This is a genomic window from Prauserella muralis (assembly GCF_003202285.1).
GTDB classification, from domain to species: domain Bacteria; phylum Actinomycetota; class Actinomycetes; order Mycobacteriales; family Pseudonocardiaceae; genus Prauserella_B; species Prauserella_B muralis.
Genome location: NZ_MASW01000002.1, coordinates 1,291,717 through 1,314,585, shown reverse-complemented (window position 1 = coordinate 1,314,585; position 22,869 = coordinate 1,291,717). Strand labels below are relative to the sequence as shown.

Below are 22,869 nucleotides of genomic sequence, written 5' to 3'. Positions count from 1 at the left end.
ACTCTGTTGCGGTGGTCCCGACAGACCTCACCCGCCGCGAGCGCGAGACACTGTCGGCGATCGAGCGGCGGCTGGGCAACGCCGAGATCGCCGCGGAGTTCGGTGTGTCGGTGCGGACGGTCGAGTCGCACATCGCCACGCTGCGGCGCAAGCTCGGCGCCGGGACCCGCGCGGAGCTGGTCCGCGCGGCCCGCGACCTGCGGGGCGCCGGCGTGCCGGTGCCGCCGACGTCGTTCGTCGGCCGCGAGCGGCACGCGGACGAGGTGCGAGTGCTGCTGGGCCGGACGCGCTGGGTCACCGTCACCGGCCCCGCGGGCACGGGCAAGACGCGCCTCGCGCTGGAGGTGGCGGCCGCGGGCACGCGCGCCGCTGTGGTGGCCGAGCTGGAACACGCCTGCGCCGACGACGTGCCGGTGGTGGTCGCCAAGGCGGTCGGGGTGGTCGTGGACCCGAGCCGGGACCCGGTGCAGGCCCTCGACGTCGTGCTGGGCGCGCGGCCGCACCTGCTCGTGCTCGACAACGCCGACCGGGTCGGGCCCGCCACCAGGGCGCTGGTCCGCCGACTGCTGGTGGCCGTTCCCGGCCTCGCGGTGCTCACCACCTCGCGCATGCCTCTTGGCGACGGCGCGGAGACCGTGTACGTGCTGCCGCCGCTGGACACCGACGGCCCGGACGCTCCGGCGCACACCCTGTTCCTGGATCGCGCGCAGGCCGCCGCGCCCGGGCTGGTGCTCACCGGCGGCGAGCGGGAGGCGGTGTCGCGGCTGTGCGCCCGGCTCGACGGGCTTCCGCTGGCCATCGAGCTCGCCGCCGCGCGGGTCCGCCACCTGCCCGTGGCCGAGCTGGAGGCCCGGCTCGGTGACGGGCTCGGCGCGCTGGAACGCGACGGCGGCGGTCGTCACGACACGCTGGAGGCCGCGTTCGCCTGGACGTGGGATCTGCTCGACGGCGCCGAGCGGGACGTCCTGTGCCGCCTGGCGGCGCTGCCGCGCACGTTCGACCTGGACCTTGCGGAGGCGGTGACGTTCCCGGGCGCGAGCCGGGTGGTGCTGCGCTTGCTCGACCGCTCCCTGATCGTGCCGGTCAGGCCTGGCGGCTCCGCGCCGGACCCGGCGCCGCGCCGGTTCCGCATTCTCGCCGTGCTCCGCCATTTCGCGCTGGCCCGCTCCCCCGCCGCCGTTCCGGGCGAGGTGCGCCGGGCACACGCTGCCTACCATGCGCGCCTGGCCGGCGCGCTCGTGGCGCGCGCAAGGGTGGACGACAGCGTCGCGGCGGTCGCGGAGGCGACCCGGCTGTGCCCGGAGCTGGCCGAAGCGCTGCGGTGGGCGGTGCGGGAGCAATCCGAGCTGGCACTGCCGCTGGCCCGCACGATCGCGGTGGGCATCGAGCAGTACGGCACCGACATCGTCAGCATGGAGGCGCTCACCGTCGCGGCCCGGGATCACCGCATCCGCGCCGAGCTGACGGCGAGCGACCTGTTCGTCGTCGGGCAGGCGTTGTGCTACCACGACCTCGACCTGGTCACCGAGCTCGCGGAGCTGGCCGCCGAGCGCATCGACGGCCCCGCCGCCGAGCTCGCCGCACGGCACCTCGCCGGGTTGTGTGCCGCATACCGGGACCGGGGCGCCGACGCCCTGGCTCACCTCGGGGCCGCCACCCGGCTCGCGGAGGGCCTCGGTGACCGCTGGCAGCTGGGCGGAGTGCTGCAGGCGATCGGCATCGCACGGATGTCGGCGTCCGTCGGCGACCCGGCCGGAGCGCTGGAGGCGTTCACGGCGGCGACCGAGGCCTACGCCGAGGCCGGTGACGCGTTGCACGTCAACAACGCCCGCTACATGATGGCGCGCTCCGCCGCGGCGGCGGGGCGACCGGTGCAGGAGGTGGCGGCCTGGGCACAGCAGTGCGTGGACTATGCCGCGGAGAAGGGCAATGCGCACCAGCTGGCGCACGCGCTCCTCGTGCGGGCCCCGGCGCTGGAGCGGGCGGGCGCGGAACGCGACCTGGCCACGGCGGCCGCGGTGTTCGAGTCGCTCGGCGACCTCCGCTGCCTTGCCCGCGCGTCGCTGAGCCTGGCGGCGCTCCACACCGGCCGCCAACGCCTGGCGGAGCTGGACCGCGCGCTGGGGGTCGCGCAGCGCCTGCACGACACCCAGCTGGAGACCCAGGCGCGGGCCACGCTGGTGGACGCGCTGTGGGAGGACGGCGACCACCGTCGCGCCGCCGTCGAGTTCGGCTACCTGGCCGAGCGTGCGGGCGTGCCACGGGCGGAGGAGCTGTGCCCGCGGCCGGTCGTCACGGGCCTGGCCGCCTGGCCGGTGGCTGTCGCGGAGGGCCGGGCCCGGGCGCTGCGCGGCTGACGCCGGCGCCACGGCGCGCTCGGCGTCTCACGGGCCGCCCGCGTCACGCACGCAGCGGAATCCGGTGTTGCCGCCGGAGCTGTCCGGGGTGTTGTGGGAGCGGGCGGCCACCCGGTACCGGTTGCAGTAGGAGGCGTGGCACAGGTAGGAGCCGCCTCGCATCACGCGGGCCGTGCCGGACGCCGGACCGGCCGGGTCACGCGTCCCCGGCGGCGCGTGGTCGGTGCCCCACCAGTCCGCGCACCATTCCCAGACGTTGCCCGCGATGTTGAACAGGCCGAAGTCGTTGGGCGGGAACGCGTCCACCGGCGCGGTGCCCTCGTACCCGTCGTCGGCGGTGTTGGTGACCGGGAAACGGCCCTGCCAGATGTTGGCCCTGTGCTCGCCGCCCGGGGTGAGCTCGTCGCCCCACGGATAGCGCCACTGGTCGTGCCCGCCGCGGGCGGCGTACTCCCACTCCGCCTCGGTGGGCAGTCGCTTGCCCGCCCAGCGGGCGTAGGCGTCGGCGTCGTGCCAGGACACGTGCACCACCGGGTGGTCGCCGCGTCCCTCCAGGTCGCTGCCCGGGCCTTCCGGGTGCCGCCAGTCGGCGCCCTCGACCGCCGCCCACCACGGGGTGACCTCGGGCCGGGGCGAGATCCGGCGCAGCTCCCGGCCGAGGAACCGGACGAAGACGTAGGACCAGCCGAAGCGCTCGGCATCGGTGACGTGGCCGGTGTCGGCGACGAACGCGGCGAAGGCGTCGTTGCGCACGGCGAAACGGTCGATGGCGAAGGGTGAGAGCTGCACCGCCCGCACCGGGCCCTCCCCGTCGGCGGGGAAGCCCTCGGCGTCGTCGGTGCCCATGCGGAACGTCCCGCCGGGCAGCACCACCATGTCCGCGTCGTCCCGGTGCTCCGCCGTCGCCATCGGGACGGTGGTGCGGGCGGCGCCCGAGCGTGGCGGCGGGCAGCAGCTGCTCATGCCGCACCTCCGATGGCTCCTGCACGTGTCACCGCTGTGCCCTCTCGCCGACGACCGCCCCGAACACCTTACCGAGCACTCGGTAAGGAGCAACCCCCGCGTCCTCTCGGGAACGACGTGTTCCGGACGATCTGCCACTCAGTGTGGCTGCCGCTGCCTCCGCAGCACCTCGGCCGCCAGGTCCGCCGCGGACTCGCGGAGCGCCGCCACGAAAGCCCGGCCGACCGGGCCGTCCCCGCGATCCCGCGGCCGGGCGACCGCGACGGGCCTGCTCGCCGCCGGGTGATCCATGGGGACGATCGCGATGTCGGCGGGCAACGCGGGTACGGCGAGCCCGGGAACGACGGTGACGCCCAGGCCCGCCGCGACGAGGCCGAGCTTGGCGACCCAGTCCCGCGCCACGAACGCGATGTCCGGTCGCCCGGGCGACTCGGCCCAGGCGCCCAGCAGGCCGGAGCCCGGCTTGTCGCTGCTGGCGATCCACCGCTCGCCGCGCGGCATCGCCTCGCCGACGCCGGGACGGCCTGCCAGCGGATGGTCCGGCGGCATCGCCACGAACAACAGATCGTCGGCCAGCGGCACCAGATCCACCCCGGGCGGCGGCGCCGTCGCCGGTGCGGTCACCACGGCCACATCCAGGCGGCCCCTGGCGACGGCGGTGAGCAGTCCCGGGCTGAGCGCCTTGCGCAGCGGAACGCGCGTGTGCGGCTCCGGCATCCGCGTGCCGCGCGACGGTCCTGCCTGCTTCGGTCGGCGCGACACCGCGTGCCTGCCGCTCGAACAGCGGTCTTCCCGCCGCCTGTTCCATGAGTGCAACCTGCCGGGACACGGCCGACTGCGCGTGACCCAGCCGCTCGGCCGCCAGCGAGCACGAACCGCACCGGACGGCCTCCCGCACGACCCGAAGGCCCAGCACCGTGAACTCAGCCATGCTTGTCAGTCATCGCAGCTGCTGGATCCGTCCCCCGCTGAGCCGCAGGGAGGTCAAACTCACCATTCGCGGTCAGGGGCGAGGAAACTCCGCTACGACGTCGGCGACAGCGTCCAGATACTCCGCCGGGGGGCTGCCCCGCAGTGGCTCCACCTCGGCGATCGTCACCGACCGCCCGGATCGCCTTGAGTCGTAGTTGTGCCCGGTCCAGCCGATGTCCCCCGCGCCGACAAGCGGGCCGGGCAGGGGTGAGATGTTGCCCGTACCGTGCACGTCGGCAAGGTCGCGAAGCTGCCGGGCACTCCGGCTGGTTGCCATCCCGACCCAGGACACCGACACCACGATGCGGTTGCCGCTCGCGTCGTCGAGGACGAACAGCATCCGGTCGAGCGAGCGGCATGGCGTACGAGCCAGGAACTGCTGGACCTCTCCGTAGGAGTTCGCCGCGCACTGAGCGCCACGCCGGAGCCGCTGGGAGATGCGCCTGAGGTCCAGGCGCCGCCACGTGACGTCACGGCGGCCCTTCGCCGCGCTGCGCTTGCCCCGGTCGAGCTTCGCCCGGACGGCCTTGCCCAGCGACGCCTCGACCGACACCGCACCGCCGCCCCCGGACGCGCCGAGCGGCCCATATGCCACGCCCGCGGCGAGCACCCCCGTCACGACCACCACCGCGCCCGGTCGCTTGACCCAGCGACCGTCCTTCCCGCGCGGCTGGTCACGCCACGTCATGTGCCACCTCCCCTGGTGCACGGCTAAGCCACCTCGATCATGGGACGGCCGCCATGGTCTTCGCGGCCATTTGCGCACGGATCACCGGAACAGAGCAGCCTGGAGTGCACCCGCCAAGTCCGGGAATAACTTCCCGGTCGCCGATCACGTGAAATGGACGTCAATGGTGACCGTGCCGATTCGGCTGGTAACACTCGAGTTGCCTTTCACGAATTCTCTGGGCACAGGTCTGGTCAACGACGCGCGGACCTGTCGCCGAAGCCAGGAGATGACATCGTGGGCATAACCGAACGGGTTGCGGAACTCTCAGCCAAGTTGAAGCAGCAGAAGGGCTCGATCGAGACCGAGGAAGCCACGAAGAACGCGTTCGTGATGCCTTTCATCGGCAGAGTACTCGGATATGACGTGTTCAACCCGGCTGAGGTGATCCCCGAGTTCACGGCGGACGTGGGAACCAAGAGGGGCGAGAAGATCGACTATGCCCTGGTCCACGACGGCCAGGTCCAGATGCTCATCGAGGCAAAGAAGGTCACCGAACCGCTACGACTGGAACATGCGTCGCAACTGTTCCGGTACTTCTCTGTGACCAATGCTCGAATCGCGATACTGACGAACGGTCAGACATGGGAGTTCTACACCGACCTCGACGAGCCGAACAAGATGGACAGCAAGCCTTTCCTGGTCCTCGATCTCTCCGCTGTCGATCGCACACTGCTGCCCGAACTGGCGAAGCTGACGCGTGAGTCCTTCGATCTCGACTCCGTTATCAGTGCCGCCGGAGAGCTGAAGTACATCGGAGCCATCAAACGAGCGCTGGGGGCGGAATTCAAGGAACCGAGCGAGGAGTGGGTGAGGTTTCTTGCTGGCCGGGTATATGGCGGCAGAAACATCACACAGCGGGTCCGCGAGCAATTTCATCCACTGGTACAGAAGGCTGCCCACCAGTTCCTGACCGAGCAGGTCAACGACCGCCTGAAGACGGCCCTCGGGTCCGGCGAGGCCGAGCAGGACGTCACCGAGCTGGCCGCCGCGGCCCAAGCTCCGGGGCAGGATGCCGCCCCTCTCGCAGAGCCAGAAGGCGCGCAGCTTGAACGTACCCGAGACGTCGTCACCACCGAGGATGAGCTCGACGCATACCGCGTCGTGCGCGCCATCGCGTGCAGCGAGGTCCCGGCCGACCGGATCTTCGGACGCGACACCAAGACCTACTTCGGCGTACTGCTCGACGACAACAACCGGAAACCGGTCGCGCGGCTGTGGTTCAACCGTTCCCGGCGCTACCTCGGCGTGTTCGACGAGAACAAGGTCGAAACGCGCATCCCCATCGAGCGCGCGGAAGACATCTACGCCCACGCGGACCGTCTCCGCAAGACGGTCGCCGGCTACCTCTCGAAGGCCGACGAGCGGATCTGACCGATCAGGCCCCGGCGCTGATCGCCCCAGCCTGATCAGCGCCGGGCGTAGGTTCGTGGTGGGCGAAACCGGCGTTTGACACACACCCGAACGGGTGGCAGGATTCCCGCCAATCCGTTGGAAACGTTTCCACGACGACCAGCGGACCCGGATTGGAAACGTTTCCAGTCCGACTCGCACCGCCGCGACCGACCGGGAGGGACGATGACCTCGACACGCGCCACGCTGCTGCAGGTGGCCGAGCGCGCGGGAGTGTCACTGGCCTCCACCTCCCGCGCGCTGCACGGCACCGGCGCGAGCAGGGCGATGGTCGAGCGGGTCCGCGCGGCGGCCGCCGAGCTCGGCTACAGCGCCGACGCGATCGGGCGGTCCCTGCGCATGAAGAAGACCTTCCAGATCGCCTTCGCGGTCGCCGACATCGGCAACCCGGTCTACGTCGAGATGATGCGCGGCATCCACGAGGTCCTCGCCCCGCACGGCTACCGGGTGGTGGTCATGACCACCGGCGACACCGCCGCCTCGGCCGCCGAACTGGTACGCAGCCTCAACAGCGGCTTCGTCGACGGCATGGTCGTCATCCCGCTGCGCACCGACGACGAGCTGATCGCCGAGATCCAGCGGGCACCGGTGCCGGTCGTGGTCATCGGCCGCGCCCTGAGCGAGCACGGCGTCAGCTCGGTGTCCACCGACTCCGCGGCCGGTATCGGCCAGGCGGTCCGGCACGTGCTGGACCGGGGCCGCCGCCGCATCGGCTTCCTCAACGGCCCCCTCGACACCACACCCGGTGCGTCCCGCCAGCGCGGCTTCGACGCCGCCATCGGCGCCGAGGGCGTCCACACCGAGCGCGTCGAGACCGAGATCGCCGGCGACTTCACCGTCGCGGAGGGCATCGTGGCGGCCCGGCGGCTGTTCGACCGTGCGTCCGGGCAGGCACCACGCCTCGACGCGGTAGTCGCGGCCAACGACCTGCTCGCCATCGGCGCCATCCGCGCGGCACGGGAGCTGGGCCTGTCCGTGCCGGGCGACGTGGCGGTGACGGGCATGGACGACACCGAGCTCGGCCGCGTGTTCCTGCCGAGCCTGACCAGCGTGTCCCTCGGCTCGGCCGCACGCGGGCGCGCCGCCGCGGAGCTCATGCTCGGCCTCACCGACGACCCGGACCAGCAGGCTCGGCAGATCGCCGTGGGACCCGAGCTCATCGTGCGTGAGTCCACAACGGACGGAGCAGCGTGATGGCCACCCCGTCACTGGCGACCGCGTCGCCCGCAGCGCCCGCTCCCCCGCCGAACCGCAGGCCGCGGCGGCGTCCCCGCAGCGCGCTCGGCCGCGCCCGGCGCCGCGAGGCGATCGCGCTGGTGATGCCCTCGCTGATCCCGATCCTGGTGCTCAGCGTCGCGCCGCTCGTGGTCGGCATCGCGCTCGCCTTCACCGACGCGCGCCTGGTCCGCCGCCCCGACTACGACGTCGTGGGCCTGGAGAACTTCGGCAGGCTCGCCGAGAACTCCCTGTTCTGGGACTCGCTGCGCATCGGCATGATCTGGACGGTCAGCGTCACGTTGCTGCAGCTCGCCGCGGCGATGGGCCTGGCACTGCTGCTGAACTCCGGGCTGCGCCTGCAGGGCCTGACCCGGGTGCTCGCGCTCATTCCGTGGGCAATGCCGCCGGTGGTCGTGGCGATCATGTGGCAGATGATCTACTCGGCCAACGGCGGCCCGCTCAACGCCGTCCTGGGCAGCATCGGGCTGCCCGGTGACACCAACTGGCTCGGCGACTTCTCCACCGCGCTGCCCGCGGTGATCGTCGTCGGCGTCTGGGTCGGCATGCCGCAGACCACCGTCACGCTGCTGGCCGGGCTGCAACAGATCCCGGCCGAGCTGCACGAGGCCGCCGCCGTGGACGGTGCGAGTGCCTGGCGCCGGTTCACCGCGGTGACGTGGCCGAGCCTGCGCCCGATCGTCACGTCGATCACGTCGCTGAACTTCATCTGGAACTTCAACTCGTTCGCCCTGGTCTACGTCCTCACCGAGGGCGGGCCCGGAGGCCGGACGATGGTTCCGGTGCTGTTCGTCTACCTCGAGGCGTTCAAGAACCGCAACCTCGGCTACGCCGCCGCGATGGGCGTCGTGCTGGTCATCGTCATCGTCGCCGTCCTCGCGGCGTACCTGCGCTCGCAGTTCCGCCACGACAGCACCGAGAAAGCGCGGTGAGTCATGCGTTTCCTGGCCCGGCCCGCCCGCTACGCCGCGCTCGCGGCCTACATTCTCTTTCTCGGCTTTCCCCTGCTGTGGCTGATCTCGGCGTCGGTGAAGTCGTCGGCTGAGCTCAACTCGCTGTCGGTGAACCTGCTGCCACAGCAGTGGCACTGGGACAACTACGGGCAGGCGCTCGAACGGCAGGGGCTCGTCCGCTCCGCGTGGAACAGCCTCGTCGTGGCGCTGACCTCGACGGCACTGGTGATTCTCATCGCGCTGCCCGCGTCCTATGTGCTGGCCCGGCTGCGCGGCAAGGTGCGGATGGCCGGTGTCGCCTGGATCCTGGTGAGCCAGGTGTTCCCCGTCGTGCTGGTGATCCTGCCGCTGTTTCTCATCCTGCGCACGCTGGGGCTCTCCGACAGCCTGGCCGGGCTGACGCTCGTGCACATGACCTACATGCTGCCGTTCGCCCTGTGGATGCTGCAGGGCTACGTCTCGGCGGTGCCGGTCGAACTGGAGGAGGCCGGGTCGATGGACGGCGCGAGCCGGCTCACCGTGCTGCGCGTGATCGTGTTTCCCCTGCTCGCGCCCGGCATCGTGGCGACGGCGATGTTCGGCTTCGTCTCCTCCTGGAACGAGTTCTTCTTCGCGCTGGTGCTGTTGCAGTCGCCCGAGAACTACACGCTGCCGATCACGCTGAAGATGTTCATCGGCGGCGAGGGCAAGGTCGCGCTCGGGCCGCTCGCCGCGGGCGCGGTGCTCGCCGCCATCCCCAGCATCGTCTTCTTCTCCCTGCTCCGCCGCAGGCTCACCAGCGGGCTCATGGCCGGAGCGGTGAAGGGATGAGTCCTGCCCACCCCAACCGGGAAAGGTCGACAATGAAGTCTCGACGCGCGTTACTCGCCTGTGCCCTCGCCACCGGCCTGCTCGCGACCGCCTGCGGCGGCGGGAGCGGCGACGACTCGGGCCCGGTGACCCTGAAGTTCCAGTCGCTGTCCGATCAGCCCGCCGCCATCGAGGCGACGAACAAGATCGTCAAGGCGTGGAACGACGAGCACCCCGACGTGCGGGTGGAGGTGGTGCCCGCCGGGTGGGACGGCGTCTACGACAAGCTCATCACCCAGTTCAACGCGGGCAGCGCACCGGACATCGTGCACTACGAGGCCGCCGGGATCGTGCCGTTCGCCGTGGACGGCTACCTCGCCGACCTGTCCCCGTACCTGTCGGAGCAGACGCGCGCCGACATCCCGAAGGGCATCCTCGACTCGGTGACGGTCGACGGCCAGGTGATCGCCTACCCCACCGAGCTGCAGTCCTACATGGTCTTCGCGAACCGCAAGCTGCTGCAGCGCGCGGGCGTCGAGATCCCCACCGGCCCGACCATGAGCTGGGAGCAGCTCCGCGAGATCGCCAAGGCCACCACCAAGGACGGCACGTACGGGCTGGGCTGGGGCCTGTCCAGCCCGACGGCCGCGTTCATGGCGCTGGCGCCCGGATTCGGCGGGAAGTACTTCGAGGGCACGGGCGACAACACGACGATCTCGATCGGTGAGGGTGAGACGGCGCTGCCGGAACTCGTGCACACGATGGCCTACGAGGACAAGTCCATCATGCCCGTGACCCTGACGCAGTCCGGCTCCAAGACGCTCGCCCCCTTCTACGAGGGCCAGATCGCCATGACCGTGCAGGGCTCGTACCAGGCCGCGAACATCGCCAAGGATGCCCCGAAGGGCCTCGACTGGGTCGTCCTGCCGCCACTGGCGGGCCCGGCCGGCCCGGAGCAGGCGGCCAACCCGCAGACCCTGTCGGTGAACATCGACTCCGAGCACGTCGAGGAGTCCGCCGAGTTCATCGAGTTCTTCACCAGCACCGAGAACCTCGCCGCGCTCAACGAGGCCGACGCGCTGATCCCGGCGACGAACTCGGCGCGCGAGGCCCTGGCCGGAAAGCTCGGCTCCGCCAACGGCTGGGACGCGATCCTGTCCTCCGGGGAGCACCTGACCTCGGCGCCGTACCTGTTCGTCGACAAGTACGCGCAGTGGAAGGACACCGTCGCCACGCCCGCGTTCCAGCGCTACCTCGCGCGGGAGACCGACGCGGCCGGGCTCGCGCGAGAGCTCGAGGACGGCTGGAACAGCATCTCCAACTAGCAGCGGAGGCGGGCCGGGGCGCGACGCCGCCACGGCCCGCCATCGCTGACACGCGCGGGCAGCCCGCCCGCGCCGGACGAGGAAGGACTGAAAGCCGGTGACCTGGCTGGAGGACCGTGCGGTGGCGGTGATCACCGGTGCGGCGGTGGGGGACGCGCTCGGTGGCGCCACGGAAGGGTGGACGCCGGAGCAGATCGAACAGCGGCACGGCGGCAGGGTGACCGGCATCGTCGGGCCGTGGTATCCGAACTGGCGCGACGCCCGGCCCATCGCGCCCTACCACAAGGGCGACGGGCACGTCACCGACGACACCCTCATGACCTGTGCGCTCGTCGAGGTCTACGCCCGGCGCCGCGCCCACCTGGACGCCTACGCGATGGCCGAGGACCTCGTCCCGCTCATGATCGGCGAGCCCCGGTGGGTGCCCGAGCTGGAGTCCTCCGCCCTGCTGCTGCAGCGCGTGTTCCTCGCGGAGAAGTGGATCGTCACCCGGCTCCACTATGGACACGTCGACCCGCGGGAGGCCGGGGTGGGCAACGTCGTCAACTGCGGCGCCGCGATGTACATCGCGCCGGTCGGGATCGTCAACGCCGGGGACCCCCGCGCCGCCTACGCCGAGGCCATCGACCTCACCGGCGCGCACCAGTCCAGCTACGGGCGGGAGGCCGCGGGCGTGCTGGCCGGGATGGTGGCGGCGGCGGTCGCACCCGGCGCGACGCTGGACGACGTCACGGCAGCGGCGCTGGAGACCGCCCACGACGGCACCGCGGCGGCCCTGCGTGCCGTCGTGGACGCCTTCGCGGACGCCACGCCGCCGAGGACCGACGACGAGGAACGCGCGCTCGCCGGTGCGGTGCGGGAGACGGTGGCCCCGTTCGACTCGGTGGGCCCGCACTACCGCGAGATGGCGCTCGACGCCCGGCGACCCTCACGCACCCGGTCGATCGAGGAGCTGCCCGCGGCGCTCGCGTTCACGCTCGCCCACCGGGGCGGCTACCGCGGCGCGGTGCTGGCCGCCGTGAACTACGGCCGCGACGCCGACTCGATCGCCTCCATGGCGGGCGCGCTGTGCGCCGGGCTCGGCGGCACCGCGGCGGTGCCCGCGGAATGGGTGGACGCCGTCGGCGAGGCCAGCCGCATGGATCTGCGCGCCACCGGACGTCTGCTCGCGTCGGCGGCCGATGACATCCTCCGCGCCGACCGCGAGCGGGCGCTGGCCCGGATCGCGGCGCTCGACGCCCTGGCCACCACCCCGCCCGCCGTGCCGGTCGGAGACCCGGCATGAGGCTCACGTGGGCCCAGCCCGAGGATCTGCTGGCGCACGAACTGGTGCAGTCCGCGGCGGAAGGCAGAGACGTCGCCGCCGTCCGCGAGCGGTGGGTGGCGGCCGGGGGCGACCCGGTGCCCGCCGTGAGTGGCGCGGGTCCGCACCCCGCACCACCCGCGCTGCGGTCGCTGGCCCGCACCCTGCTCGACGAACTGGCCGCGCTGCCCGCCGCGCCCGCGCCGGAGGAACCGGACGACTGGGACGCGCTGGCCGCGTCGCTGCCCGCTCCCCCGGACCTGCCCATGACGGGCGCGGACCGCACGCTCGGCGCGTGGACGGGCCGCGCGGCAGGCTGCCTGCTCGGCAAGCCGGTGGAGAAGATCCCGCGTGAGGGCATCGAGGAGATCCTGCGGGCGACGGGGCGCTGGCCGCTGGACCGGTACTTCACCGCGGCGGGCCTGCCCGCCGACGTCGCGGCACGCTGGCCGTGGAACCGGCGCTCCGCGGCCACCTCGCTGGAGGAGAACATCGCCGGGATGCCGGAGGACGACGACCTCAACTACCCGATCCTCGCGCTCGGGCTCCTGGAGCGGCACGGCAGGAACTTCCGCACCGGCGACGTCGCCGAGGCCTGGCTCGACAACCTGCCCGCGGGCCGCGTGTTCACCGCCGAGCGCGCCGCCTACCGCAACCTGCTCGACGCGCGGCCGGTGCCGGAGACCGCCACCCACCACAACCCGTTCCGCGAGTGGATCGGGGCGCTCATCCGCGCCGACGTCCTCGGCTGGATCTCGCCGGGCGACGTGCGCGGCGCCGCTCGGCTGGCGTGGACCGACGCCCGGCTGAGCCACACGCGCAACGGCGTCTACGGCGCGATGTGGGCGGCGGCGCTCGCCGCGGCGGCGATGGTCTGCGACACCGCCGACGAGGTGCTGGACGCGGCCGAGGCCGTCGTGCCGCCGCACAGCAGGCTCGCCCGCGCCGTCCGGTTCGGCCGCGAGCTGGCCGCCGAGGCCGACGTGCGCGCCGGTCTCGACCGGCTGCACGAGGCCTACGGGCACCTGCACTGGGTGCACGTGCTCAACAACGCGGCGGTCATCGCCTACGCGCTGGCCCGTGGTGGCGGGGAGTTCGGCCCGAGCGTGTCGATCGCCGTGACGGCGGGCTGGGACACCGACTCCGCGGCGGCGACGGTCGGCGGCGTCGTCGGCGCCCTGCGTGGCGTGGACGGCATCGGCCGGCGGTGGACCGCGCCGCTGGACGGGCGGATCGCGACGTCCCTGCCGGGCGGGGAGCAGCGCATCGCCGACCTTGCCGCGCGCACGGCCGCGCTCGCCGCGCGACGGGAGGGCTCGTGAGCGCGCCGGGCCGCGTCGTGGTGGTCGGCTCGGCCAACGTCGATCTGGTGGTGGACGTGCCCCGGCCGCCGGGGCCCGGGGAGACGATCCTCGGTGGGGAGCTGCGCCGCAGCACCGGCGGCAAGGGCGCGAACCAGGCCGTGGCCGCCGCGCTCGCGGGCGGCGCCGACACGACGTTCGTCGGCACGCTGGGCCACGACGAGGCGGCGAGCCTGCTGCTGGCGTCGCTGGAGCGGGCGGGGGTCCGCACCGATCTCGTCGAGCGCGTGGACGCCGCCACCGGCACCGCGCTCATCACCGTCTCCCCCGGCGGCGAGAACTCGATCGTCGTGGCGCCGGGCGCCAACGCGCGCGTGCGGCTGACCCCCGGGCACGAGGAGCGGATCGCCTCCGCCGAGGTCGTCCTCGCACAGCTGGAGATCCCGCTCGACGTCGTGCGCGCGGCGGCCGCGGCGCGCCGTCCCGGCGCGCTGCTGGCCCTCAACGCCGCCCCGTCCCGCGACCTGCCCTCCGACGTCTGGGCGGCCATCGACCTGCTGCTGGTCAACGAGCACGAGGCGGCCGAGCTCGCGGGAACGCCCGGGGACGCGGAGGCCCTCGCCCGCACGCTGCTGGCGCGGGTGCCCGCCGTCGTGATCACGCTCGGCGGCGACGGCTGCCTCGTCGCCGAACGGGACCGCGCTCCGATGCGCGTGCCGGGCACGCCGGTGCGGGCCGTCGACACCACCGGCGCCGGGGACACCTTCTGCGGGGTGCTGTGCGCGGCACTCGCCCGGGGACTGACCCTGCCCGGCGCCGCGCGGCTCGCGGGCGCGGCCGCCGCGCTGGCCGTGACGCGTCCTGGTGCCCAGGCGGCGGTGCCCACAGCCGAGGAGGTCGCGGCGTTCGCCGCCGGAGGAAAGGCACGATGACGTACACGTTCGACCCGCTCGTTCCGCGCCCGATCGACCGGCCGACCGAGGTGCCCGCGGGCGGCCCGGTGAGCCCGGAGACACTGGCCGCGCTCGACGAGGCCAAGATCTTCGCCGGCCCGCCCGATCCCGCCGACCGGCCCGCGTGGCGGCAGCGCCTGCACGAGTGGCGGGCCGACGCGCGGCGCCGCCACGGCTACCGCGGCACGGCCTACGACCGCCCGGCCGCCGCCTGGGCGGCGCGGTGCCACACCGTCGCGCAGGTGTGGCTGTGGGACGAGCTGCTGTACTCGTTCGAGCAGCGCCGCTTCACACCCGAACGGTTCCTCGCCGACGCTCGCGAACGCTTCGGCGGGCTCGATGCGGTGGTGCTCTGGCACGCCTATCCCGTGATCGGGATCGACGAGCGCAACCAGTGGGACTTCTACCGCGACGTGCCCGGGCTGGCCGGCCTCGTCGCGGCCCTGCACGACGCGGGGCTCGGCGTGTTCGTCGACTACAACCCGTGGGACACCGGCACCCGGCGCGGCGGCGACGACACCGACGACGTCACCGAGCTGGCCGCGCTGGTGGCCGGGCTCGGAGCCGACGGCGTCTTTCTCGACACTCTCAAGAAGGCCGAGCCGGAGCTGGTCGCGCGCCTGGAGGCGGCGCGGCCCGGGATCGTGCTGGAGGGCGAGTCCAAGCTGCCCGTCGAACGGATCGAGGACCACTCGTGTTCGTGGGCGCAGTTCTTCGCCGACTCCCCGGTGCCCGGGGTGCTGCGCGCCCACTGGTACGAGCGGCGGCACATGCAGCACCACGTGCGCCGCTGGCACCGCGACCACACCGAGGAGCTGCAGTCGGCCTGGCTCAACGGCGTCGGCGTCATGGTGTGGGAGGTCGTGTTCGGTGTGTGGGTGGGCTGGTCGCGGCGCGACGCCGCCACCGTGCGCCGGATGGTCACCGTGCAGCGCGCGGCGGGCGAGCTGCTGCGGGACGGCGAATGGACGCCGCTCGCGCAGCTCGACGACCGTGCCGAGACCGCCGGGGTGTACGCCTCCCGCTGGGAGCTCGACGGCCTGACACTGTGGACGGTCGCCAACCGCGGCGAGCACGACTACACCGGTCCCCTCGTCGCCGCTCCCCGCGACGGCACGCTGCTCGACCTGTTCGCGGGCGGGCAGGCGGGTGAGTCCGTCACCGTGCCGGCGCGCGGCATCGCCGCCCTGCTGCACCGGGCGCCCGGCACCGCCGAGCCCGCCTGGCTGCCCGCGCTGCTGGAGACCCTGCCGGGCCTGCGGCACGACCCGGACGCGCGCTTCCCGCACCGGATCGCCATCCGCAGGAACCCGGAGCCGAGCACCGGCGAGGCCGAACCGGACGCCGTGGTGGTGCCCGCGGGGCCGTACGTGCTCACGGTGCGCTACCGCGCCAGGGAGACCGGCATGTACCAGGGCGCGCCCTATGTGGACGAGTGGAAACCGCTGCCGCCCCGGCTGCACGACGCGCGGACGCTGCAGCGGGACGGCGAGCTCACCGCGCCGGTCGCGGTGGGTGCACGCGAGGTGACCAACGCGCAGTTCGCGCAGTTCCTCGACGCCACCGGCTACCGGCCCGCCGAGCCGCACCGGTTCCTCGCGCACTGGGTGAACGGCAGGCCCGCACCGGGTGCGGCGGACGAGCCGGTGACCTTTGTGGACCTCGACGACGCGCGTGCCTTCTGCGCCTGGCGCGGTGGCCGATTGCCGACCGAGGACGAGTGGCAGCTCGCCGGGCAGAGCGGCAGGCTGCGGCGCGGCGAGCCCGCGGTGTGGAACTGGACCGAGAGCGAGCACTCGGACGGGCGGAGCAGGTTCGTCATGCTGAAGGGCGGCTGCGACCATCGGGCCGAGGGCGCCGACTGGTACTTCGACGGCGGCAGGCAGAGCGCGGACTTCAGCGCGAAACTGCTGCTGCCGGGGCTCGGACTGGCCCGCGGCGCCACGGTCGGCTTCCGCTGCGCCTGGGATCTGGCGGCGGAGGTGACGCCGTGACCGTCTCCCGGGACCCGTCGGCTGGTGCGCTGGCCGGGTTGCGCGTCGTCGACGCATCCACGTTGTTCGCCGGGCCGATGGCCGCGATGCACCTCGGCGACCTGGGCGCCGAAGTCATCAAGGTCGAGCACCCCGGCAGGCCCGACCCGTCGCGCACGCACGGCGTCGCGAAGGACGGCGTCAACCTGTGGTGGAAGACGCTGGGCCGCAACAAGCGCACGGTCACCGCCGACCTGGGCAGCGACGGCGGGCGGGAGGTGTTTCTCGCGCTCGCGGCGTCGGCGGACGTGGTGATCGAGAACTTCCGGCCCGGCACGCTCGAACGGTGGAAGCTCGGCTACGACGAGCTGTCGGCGGCCAACCCCGGACTCGTGCTGGCCCGCGTCACCGGGTTCGGGCAGACCGGCCCCTACGCCGCGCGGCCGGGCTTCGGCACGCTGGCCGAGGCGATGAGCGGGTTCGCCGCGATGACCGGTGAGCCCGACGGCCCGCCGACGCTGCCGCCGTTCGGCCTCGCCGACGGCGTCGCCTCGCTCGCCACCGCGTTCGCGATCATGGTGGCACTGTCCACGAGGGACACCCGCGGACACGGGCAGGTGGTCGACGTGGCGATCATCGAGCCGATCCTGGCGATGCTCGGGCCGCAGATCACGCGCTGGGACCAGCTGCGCACCGTCCAGCCGCGCACGGGAAACCGCTCGATCAACAACGCGCCCCGCAACATCTACCGCACGGCCGACGGGCACTGGGTGGCCGTGTCCACCTCGGCGCAGTCGATCGCCGAGCGCGTGCTGCGGCTCGTGGGCAGGCCGGATCTGGCCGAGCAGCCGTGGTTCGCGCGCGGCGCCGACCGTGCCCGGCATGCCGACGAGCTGGACGAGGCCGTGGGCGGCTGGATCGCGCGGCACACACGCGACGAGGTCGTGGCCGCGTTCGCCGAGGCGCAGGCGGCGGTCGCGCCCATCTACGAGGCCTCCGACATCGTGGCCGACCCGCAGTTCCGGTCGCTCGGCACGATCCACGAGATCACCGACCCGGAGCTGGGGCCGATGCTGATGCAGGGACCGTTGTTCCGGCTGTCGAACCACGACGGCGTCATCGGCTTCACCGGCCGCCCGCACGGCGCCGACACCGACGACGTGCTGGGCGAACTCGGGTTCGCCCCGGAGCGGATCGCCGCGCTGCGGGCCGAGGGAGCGATATGACCCCGCCGCCGCTGACCCTGCTCTACGTGCCCGCCGACCGGCCGGACCGGGTGTCCAAGGCACTCGCCTCGGACGCGGACGTCGTGCTCGTGGACCTGGAGGACGCCGTCGCACCGGCCCGCAAGGACGAGGCCCGCGCGGCCATGCTGCGGCTGCTCGCCGACGCCTCGCCTGCCCGCCCCGTGCAGGTGCGGCTCAACCGCCCTGGCACGCCGTGGCACGCAGGCGACCTCGCCGCCGTGGCGGGCCTGCCCGCCGCCGTGGGCGCCCGGCTGCCGAAGATCGAGGAGCCGGACGAGGTCCGTGCGCTTGCCGCCGCGCTGCCGGGGCGCGCACTGCATCCGCTGCTCGAGTCGGCACTCGGGGTCGAGCGGGCGCTGGAGATCGCGACGGCGTCGCCCCAGGTCGCCTCGGTGGGGCTCGGTGAGGCGGACCTGCGCTCCGATCTGGGCGTGGCCGACGACGCGGGGCTGACCTGGGCGCGCAGCCGCGTCGTCGTCGCGGCCAGGGCCGCGCGCCTGCCGCCCCCGGCCATGTCCGCCTACCCCCACGTGCGGGATCTCGCCGGGCTGGCCGCGTCGTGCCGGGAGGGCCGGGCGCTCGGCTTCCGCGGCCGCACCGCCATCCACCCCGCGCAGCTGGACACGATCCGCGCCGCGTTCCTGCCGACGGCCGAGGAGATCGAGCGGGCCCGCGAGGTGGTGTCCCGCCTGGCCGGGGCGACGCAGGCGGGCGTCGGGGCACTCGCGCTCGCCGACGGCACGTTCCTCGACGTCGCGATGCTGGAGCAGGCCCGTGCCGTGCTCGCGCTCGCCGGTGTCCCGCGGCCCTGAGTCCCCTCTCCCGCCAGATCCGCCGACGCACGACGTCCATGCGAGTGCTGCGCACCCGCTTCAGCTCGACATACGCAGTTTTACGTTGACTGCGATCAAAAGTCCCCTTACTGTTCGACACGGCGTAGACACCCGGTGTGGGGCGCAGGACGCGATCCCGCATTCAGCACGACCGATGCGACGAAGGGGTCACCGCGTGAGCAGGATCGCTGCGGATCCGGACACCGCACCCACCACCTGTGCACCGGCGTGCCACGCCGCTTTCACCTCGCGAATCCCACTCGCAGTCCCGGAGGCCGCGGCCCCGTGCCCGGCTCTCCGATCCCCATCCCCATTCCCCACCGCACCTGACGAGAGGTAGGTGACCATGCGAATACCGCGCATGGTGGCACTGGCAGCGGCAGCGGGCACGGCTCTGGCCCTCGCCCCTGCGACAGCGGCGGTCTCGGCGGCGCCGTCGTCGCCACCGCCCGACTCGGCGTTCCAGAAGGTGACGCTGAACGACACCCCCGGCGAGCCGATCGACCTCGCGGTCGTGCCGGACGGACGGGTTCTGCACACCACCCGGGCCGGTGAGCTGTGGCTGCACGACCCCAAGACCCGCCTGAACACCCTGGCGGCCAAGCTCGACGTCTACACCCACGACGAGGAGGGACTGCAGAGCGTCGCCGTGGACCCCGGCTTCAACGGCCGGACCAACCGGTGGGTGTACCTGTACTACGCCCCGCCGATGAACACCCCGGCCGACGACCCGGCCACCCCCGACGTCAACGAGGGCGACGCGCCGACGACCGGCACCCCGGCCGACTTCGAGCCGTTCGAGGGGGTCCAGCGGCTGTCCCGGTTCCAGCTCGTGGGCAACAAGCTCGACCTCTCCAGCGAGCAGCAGATCCTGGAGGTCGAAGAGGATCGCGGCATCTGCTGCCACGTCGGCGGTGACATCGTCTTCGACGGCAAGGGCAACCTGTACCTGTCGACCGGCGACGACACGAACCCGTTCGAGTCCGACGGCTACAGCCCGATCGACGAGCGGGCCGACCGCAACCCCGCCTTCGACGCCCAGCGGACCTCGGCCAACACCAACGACCTGCGCGGCAAGGTCCTGCGGATCCAGGTGCAGCGCGACGGTTCCTACACGATCCCCGAGGGCAACCTGTTCGAGCCCGGAACGCCGAAGACCCGGCCCGAGATCTACCTGATGGGCCTGCGCAACCCGTTCCGGATCGAGGTCAACAAGAACGGCGACCTCTACGTCGGCGACTACTCGCCCGACGCGAGCTCGGCCGACCCGCAGCGCGGCCCTGCCGGTCACGGACGGTGGTTCGTGGCCAGGGACGCGGGCAACTACGGCTGGCCGTACTGCGTCTCGCCGGACCTGCCCTACATCGACTACGACTTCGCCACCCAGCAGTCCGGCGAGCCGTTCGACTGCGCGAACCCGGTGAACACCTCGCCGAACAACACCGGTCTCACCGAGCTTCCGCCGGTGGAGCAGCCGGACGTGTCCTACAGCTACGGCCAGTCCGCGCAGTTCCCCGAGCTGGGCACGGGCGGCATCGGCCCGATGGCGGGCCCGGCGTACGACTACGACCGCAGGGACCAGTACGGGCGCACTCCCGTGGCGTGGCCGAAGCACTACGACGGCATGCCGCTGTTCTACGAGTGGACCCGCGACTACATCAAGGGTTTCCGCCTCGACGAGTCCGGCCAGGTGTCGTCCATTGAGGACATCGTGCCGTCGATTCCGGTGTCCGGGCCGATCGACATGGAGTTCGGGCCCGACGGCGCGCTCTACGTCCTCGAGTACGGCAAGGGCTACTTCGCGGAACTGCCGGAGGCCCAGCTGGCCCGCATCGACTACATCGGCCAGGGCGGCAACCACACGCCGGCGCCGAAGGCCTCGGCCGACGTCGACAACGGCCAGACGCCGCTGACCGTCAACTTCTCCAGTGAGGGCACCGAGGACGCCGACGGTGACCGGCTGCGCTACGCGTGGGACTTCGACTCCGACGGACGGGTCGACTCGCGGCAGCCCAACCCCACGCACACCTACACCGAGAACGGCGCCTACACCGCGACACTGAAGGTGACCGACGTCGGCGGCATGCACCGTGGCCGCTCGGCCTCGGCCGAGGTCGACATCGTGGTCGGCAACAACCGGCCCGTCGTCGAGTTCGTGACGCCGGTCGAGGGACAGGCGTTCGAGTTCGGTGACGTCGTCCAGTACGAGGTCTCGGTGACCGACGACCAGCCGGTCGACTGCTCGCGGGTGGAGGTCACCTACATCGTGGGTCACGACGACCACGGTCACCCGCAGAGCACCGCGTTCGGCTGCAGCGGCTCGTTCGTGACGACGGTGCCGGGCGGGCACGACCCCGACAACGACCAGATGGCCGGCGTGTTCCACGCGTCCTACACCGACCCGGGCGGCGACGGCGCACCGTCGCTGACCGGTGACGCGGAGGTCGCCCTGTATCCGGCCCAGTGACATCCCGCCCGTGGCGTTCCGGTGAGCCCGGGGCGTCACGGGCGGGCAGCCATCCCGACAACGAGCGCGGTGTCCGCCGTCCGGCGGGCACCGCGCTCGTTCTTGCGTGGGCCGGTCAGCGGTAGTGCAGGCCGAACGGCACCGCACGGATCAGCGTGACCCGGACCGTGGCGCCGCTCGGCACGACATAGCTGCGCTGTTCACCTTGCCTGGCGCCGAGCAGGGCGGTGCCGAGCGGCGAGTCGGGCGAGTACACCTCCAGCCCGTCCTGCTCGGCACCGTCCCGCAGGCCGAGCAGGAACGTCTCGGTGTCGCGGTCGTCGTCGAACCGGACCGTGAGCACCATTCCCGGCTCGGCGATCCCGTCGTCAGGCGGGGTCTCGCCCACCGCGGCCCGGTGCAGCAGGGCTTCCAGCTCCCGGATCCGGTTCTGCCTGCGGTGGCGCTCCTCGACGTCGGGCTCGAGGGACTCCGCACCGCCGTCGGCAGCCGTGGGCACCGACCGCAGCCGGGCGAGTTCCCCGCACAACCGGTCGTAGGCGTCCTGCGTCAGCCAGACGCGAAGGGTGCCGGTCGCGGGTCGCTGCTCGCCGGTGGTCATCGCAGCGGATCGCAGTCGCGCAGTGCCTCGGGCCGCTTGCCCGTGGTGATCTGCTCGGCCAGCAGGCGTCCGGTGATCGGGCCCTGCGTCAACCCCCACATGCCGTGCCCGCCGGCCAGGTAGATCCCTGGCGCCCGCAGGGCACCGATCAGCGGCCGCCCGTCCGGCGTCACCGGCCGGGGTCCGACCCACTCGTCGGTGCGCTCGTTCCAGCGGACACCGCGCAGGTACGGGCGCGCCGAGGCGATGATCGCCTCCAGCCGGCCCGGGTCGAGCGGTGCGTCCGGGCGGCGGAACTCCATCGTTCCGGCGACCCGCAGCCCGTCGCGGTACGGCGTGCACGCGACACGCACGTCCGGCAGATACACGGGCCCGGGAACCGGCTCGTCGGTCGGCACGGAGAAGGAGTACCCCCGGCCCGCTCGCACCGGGACGCGCACCCCGAATCGCCGCATCAGCGTGCCGGACCACGCTCCGGTGGCCAGTACCACGACGTTGGCCGACACGGACGTTCCCGACCGCGAGCGGACGGTGGAGGCGACGCGATGCGGCCGCACGTCCACCACGTCGAAGCCCGTCCGGATGTCGCCGCCCCGCGCGCGCACCGACTCCGCCAGCGCGGCGACGAACCGGCCCGGGTCGACGTAGCGCTGCCCCGCCAGCCGCACCCCCGCACCGACGCGCTCCGACAGCTGCGGGCGGAGGTCACGCGCCTGGTCGCCGGACAGCCCGACGTAGTCCACGTCCTGGCCGATCTCGGTCATCCGGCGGAGCTCACCCAGCAGGCCGGACGCGTGCTGGGCGGACTCGAAGCCCGCGATGATCGGCGCCTCGACCGTGGCCGCGTCCACCCCGCCGGACGCCAGCACGTCGAAGGCCTCGAGACACTCGGCGTTCAGCGGCAGTCCCGCGTGGGCCGCGGCAGCCCACCCCCGCCACGTGCAGTGCGCGGCGAACCGCAGCAGGAACCGCCACAGGCCCGGGTCGGCGGTGGCGGGAACGTGCAAGGGTGCCTGCCGGTCCAGCAGCGCGCGCAGACCGTAGCGCAGCACCGCGGGCTCGTTGAGCGGGATCGCCAGACCGGGCGAGAGCCATCCCGCGTTGCCCCACGACGCCCCGGCGGCCACGTCCTGCCGGTCCAGCACGGTCACCTCCAGACCGCGCTCCTGCAGGAACCACGCGGCCGACAGGCCCACCACGCCGGCCCCGACCACGACCGCCGTGCGCGGTCCCGATCCGGCGTAGGCGATTCCATCCATGCGTACCTCCGAGCCTGCTCTCCACGTCAACGCCGAGCATGACCCACGCCGCGAGCGGGCACGTTGTCGAGATTCAACAAACTCAAGGCGTTGGTTTGTCCGTCTTGGACAACGGCCACACGAGGTCCCGTGCGAGAATGGGGCGTGGCACAGGCGAGGACACCGGAGGGCAGCGTGCCCGGCATCGATCCCGCGCG

18 protein-coding genes and 1 pseudogene are annotated in these 22,869 nt (G+C 72.8%); 13 read left to right on the top strand and 6 right to left on the bottom strand.

Annotated elements, in window-relative coordinates:
• The first annotated feature begins 11 nt into the window (after positions 1 to 11).
• A complete protein-coding gene (locus BAY60_RS17335; RefSeq protein ID WP_170160440.1) occupies positions 12 to 2,357 on the top strand; it encodes an ATP-binding protein in 2,346 nt (781 codons plus the stop codon).
• 27 nt (positions 2,358 to 2,384) lie between these two features.
• Here the strand turns inward: BAY60_RS17335 and BAY60_RS17330 are convergent, their stop codons facing one another.
• From BAY60_RS17330 to BAY60_RS17315, 4 genes and pseudogenes are all read right to left on the bottom strand, one after another.
• Positions 2,385 to 3,320, bottom strand: a complete 936-nt coding sequence (locus BAY60_RS17330; RefSeq protein ID WP_211330350.1) for a formylglycine-generating enzyme family protein — start codon at positions 3,318 to 3,320, stop codon at positions 2,385 to 2,387.
• Positions 3,321 to 3,458: 138 nt separating this feature from the next.
• The gene (locus tag BAY60_RS17325) at positions 3,459 to 4,082 is read right to left on the bottom strand and encodes a LysR substrate-binding domain-containing protein (protein ID WP_146771031.1); all 624 of its coding nucleotides are present in this window, start codon (positions 4,080 to 4,082) and stop codon (positions 3,459 to 3,461) included.
• Positions 4,083 to 4,116: 34 nt separating this feature from the next.
• Positions 4,117 to 4,251 (bottom strand): annotated as a pseudogene (locus BAY60_RS38600) (helix-turn-helix domain-containing protein); the annotation flags it as partial.
• A 72-nt stretch (positions 4,252 to 4,323) separates the two neighbouring features.
• Positions 4,324 to 4,980, bottom strand: coding sequence for a hypothetical protein (locus BAY60_RS17315; RefSeq protein WP_112281941.1), 657 nt, complete (start codon positions 4,978 to 4,980; stop codon positions 4,324 to 4,326).
• Between the two features lie 276 nt (positions 4,981 to 5,256).
• Here BAY60_RS17315 and BAY60_RS17310 point away from each other — a divergent pair, with 276 nt between their 5' ends.
• The 12 genes from BAY60_RS17310 (at position 5,257) to BAY60_RS17255 (ending at position 20,812) form a co-directional block, all read left to right on the top strand.
• A complete protein-coding gene (locus BAY60_RS17310; RefSeq protein WP_112281940.1) occupies positions 5,257 to 6,393 on the top strand; it encodes a type I restriction endonuclease in 1,137 nt (378 codons plus the stop codon).
• Positions 6,394 to 6,597: 204 nt separating this feature from the next.
• Positions 6,598 to 7,626 carry a LacI family DNA-binding transcriptional regulator gene (locus tag BAY60_RS17305; protein ID WP_112281939.1) on the top strand — a complete coding sequence of 343 codons (1,029 nt, stop codon included), beginning with the start codon at positions 6,598 to 6,600 and terminating at the stop codon, positions 7,624 to 7,626.
• Positions 7,626 to 8,600 (top strand): carbohydrate ABC transporter permease, encoded by a 975-nt coding sequence (locus BAY60_RS17300; RefSeq protein ID WP_112281938.1) that lies wholly within the window; start codon positions 7,626 to 7,628, stop codon positions 8,598 to 8,600. Before BAY60_RS17305 ends, BAY60_RS17300 begins: the two co-directional genes overlap by 1 nt.
• Before the next feature lie 3 nt (positions 8,601 to 8,603).
• Complete coding sequence (locus BAY60_RS17295) at positions 8,604 to 9,431, top strand: carbohydrate ABC transporter permease (RefSeq protein WP_112281937.1); 828 nt, start codon at positions 8,604 to 8,606, stop codon at positions 9,429 to 9,431.
• 32 nt (positions 9,432 to 9,463) lie between these two features.
• A complete protein-coding gene (locus BAY60_RS17290; RefSeq protein ID WP_112281936.1) occupies positions 9,464 to 10,735 on the top strand; it encodes an ABC transporter substrate-binding protein in 1,272 nt (423 codons plus the stop codon).
• A 97-nt stretch (positions 10,736 to 10,832) separates the two neighbouring features.
• Positions 10,833 to 12,020, top strand: coding sequence for an ADP-ribosylglycohydrolase family protein (locus tag BAY60_RS17285; protein WP_112281935.1), 1,188 nt, complete (start codon positions 10,833 to 10,835; stop codon positions 12,018 to 12,020).
• Positions 12,017 to 13,360, top strand: coding sequence for an ADP-ribosylglycohydrolase family protein (locus BAY60_RS17280; RefSeq protein WP_112281934.1), 1,344 nt, complete (start codon positions 12,017 to 12,019; stop codon positions 13,358 to 13,360). Before BAY60_RS17285 ends, BAY60_RS17280 begins: the two co-directional genes overlap by 4 nt.
• Complete coding sequence (locus tag BAY60_RS17275) at positions 13,357 to 14,271, top strand: ribokinase (RefSeq protein ID WP_112281933.1); 915 nt, start codon at positions 13,357 to 13,359, stop codon at positions 14,269 to 14,271. The genes BAY60_RS17280 and BAY60_RS17275 overlap by 4 nt, the downstream gene beginning before the upstream one ends.
• Complete coding sequence (locus tag BAY60_RS17270) at positions 14,268 to 16,286, top strand: SUMF1/EgtB/PvdO family nonheme iron enzyme (protein WP_112281932.1); 2,019 nt, start codon at positions 14,268 to 14,270, stop codon at positions 16,284 to 16,286. Before BAY60_RS17275 ends, BAY60_RS17270 begins: the two co-directional genes overlap by 4 nt.
• Positions 16,283 to 17,491, top strand: coding sequence for a CaiB/BaiF CoA transferase family protein (locus tag BAY60_RS17265; protein ID WP_112281931.1), 1,209 nt, complete (start codon positions 16,283 to 16,285; stop codon positions 17,489 to 17,491). Before BAY60_RS17270 ends, BAY60_RS17265 begins: the two co-directional genes overlap by 4 nt.
• Entirely contained in the window at positions 17,488 to 18,324 is an 837-nt protein-coding gene (locus BAY60_RS17260) for an HpcH/HpaI aldolase/citrate lyase family protein (protein ID WP_112281930.1), read from the top strand. Before BAY60_RS17265 ends, BAY60_RS17260 begins: the two co-directional genes overlap by 4 nt.
• Before the next feature lie 367 nt (positions 18,325 to 18,691).
• Positions 18,692 to 20,812 (top strand): PQQ-dependent sugar dehydrogenase, encoded by a 2,121-nt coding sequence (locus BAY60_RS17255; protein WP_112282442.1) that lies wholly within the window; start codon positions 18,692 to 18,694, stop codon positions 20,810 to 20,812.
• Positions 20,813 to 20,927: 115 nt separating this feature from the next.
• Here BAY60_RS17255 and BAY60_RS17250 read toward each other — a convergent pair whose 3' ends face one another.
• Together BAY60_RS17250 and BAY60_RS17245 are read right to left on the bottom strand one after the other, a co-directional pair.
• Positions 20,928 to 21,413, bottom strand: coding sequence for a GreA/GreB family elongation factor (locus BAY60_RS17250; RefSeq protein WP_112281929.1), 486 nt, complete (start codon positions 21,411 to 21,413; stop codon positions 20,928 to 20,930).
• Positions 21,410 to 22,672 carry an NAD(P)/FAD-dependent oxidoreductase gene (locus tag BAY60_RS17245; protein WP_112281928.1) on the bottom strand — a complete coding sequence of 421 codons (1,263 nt, stop codon included), beginning with the start codon at positions 22,670 to 22,672 and terminating at the stop codon, positions 21,410 to 21,412. Before BAY60_RS17245 ends, BAY60_RS17250 begins: the two co-directional genes overlap by 4 nt.
• Positions 22,673 to 22,869 lie beyond the last annotated feature (197 nt).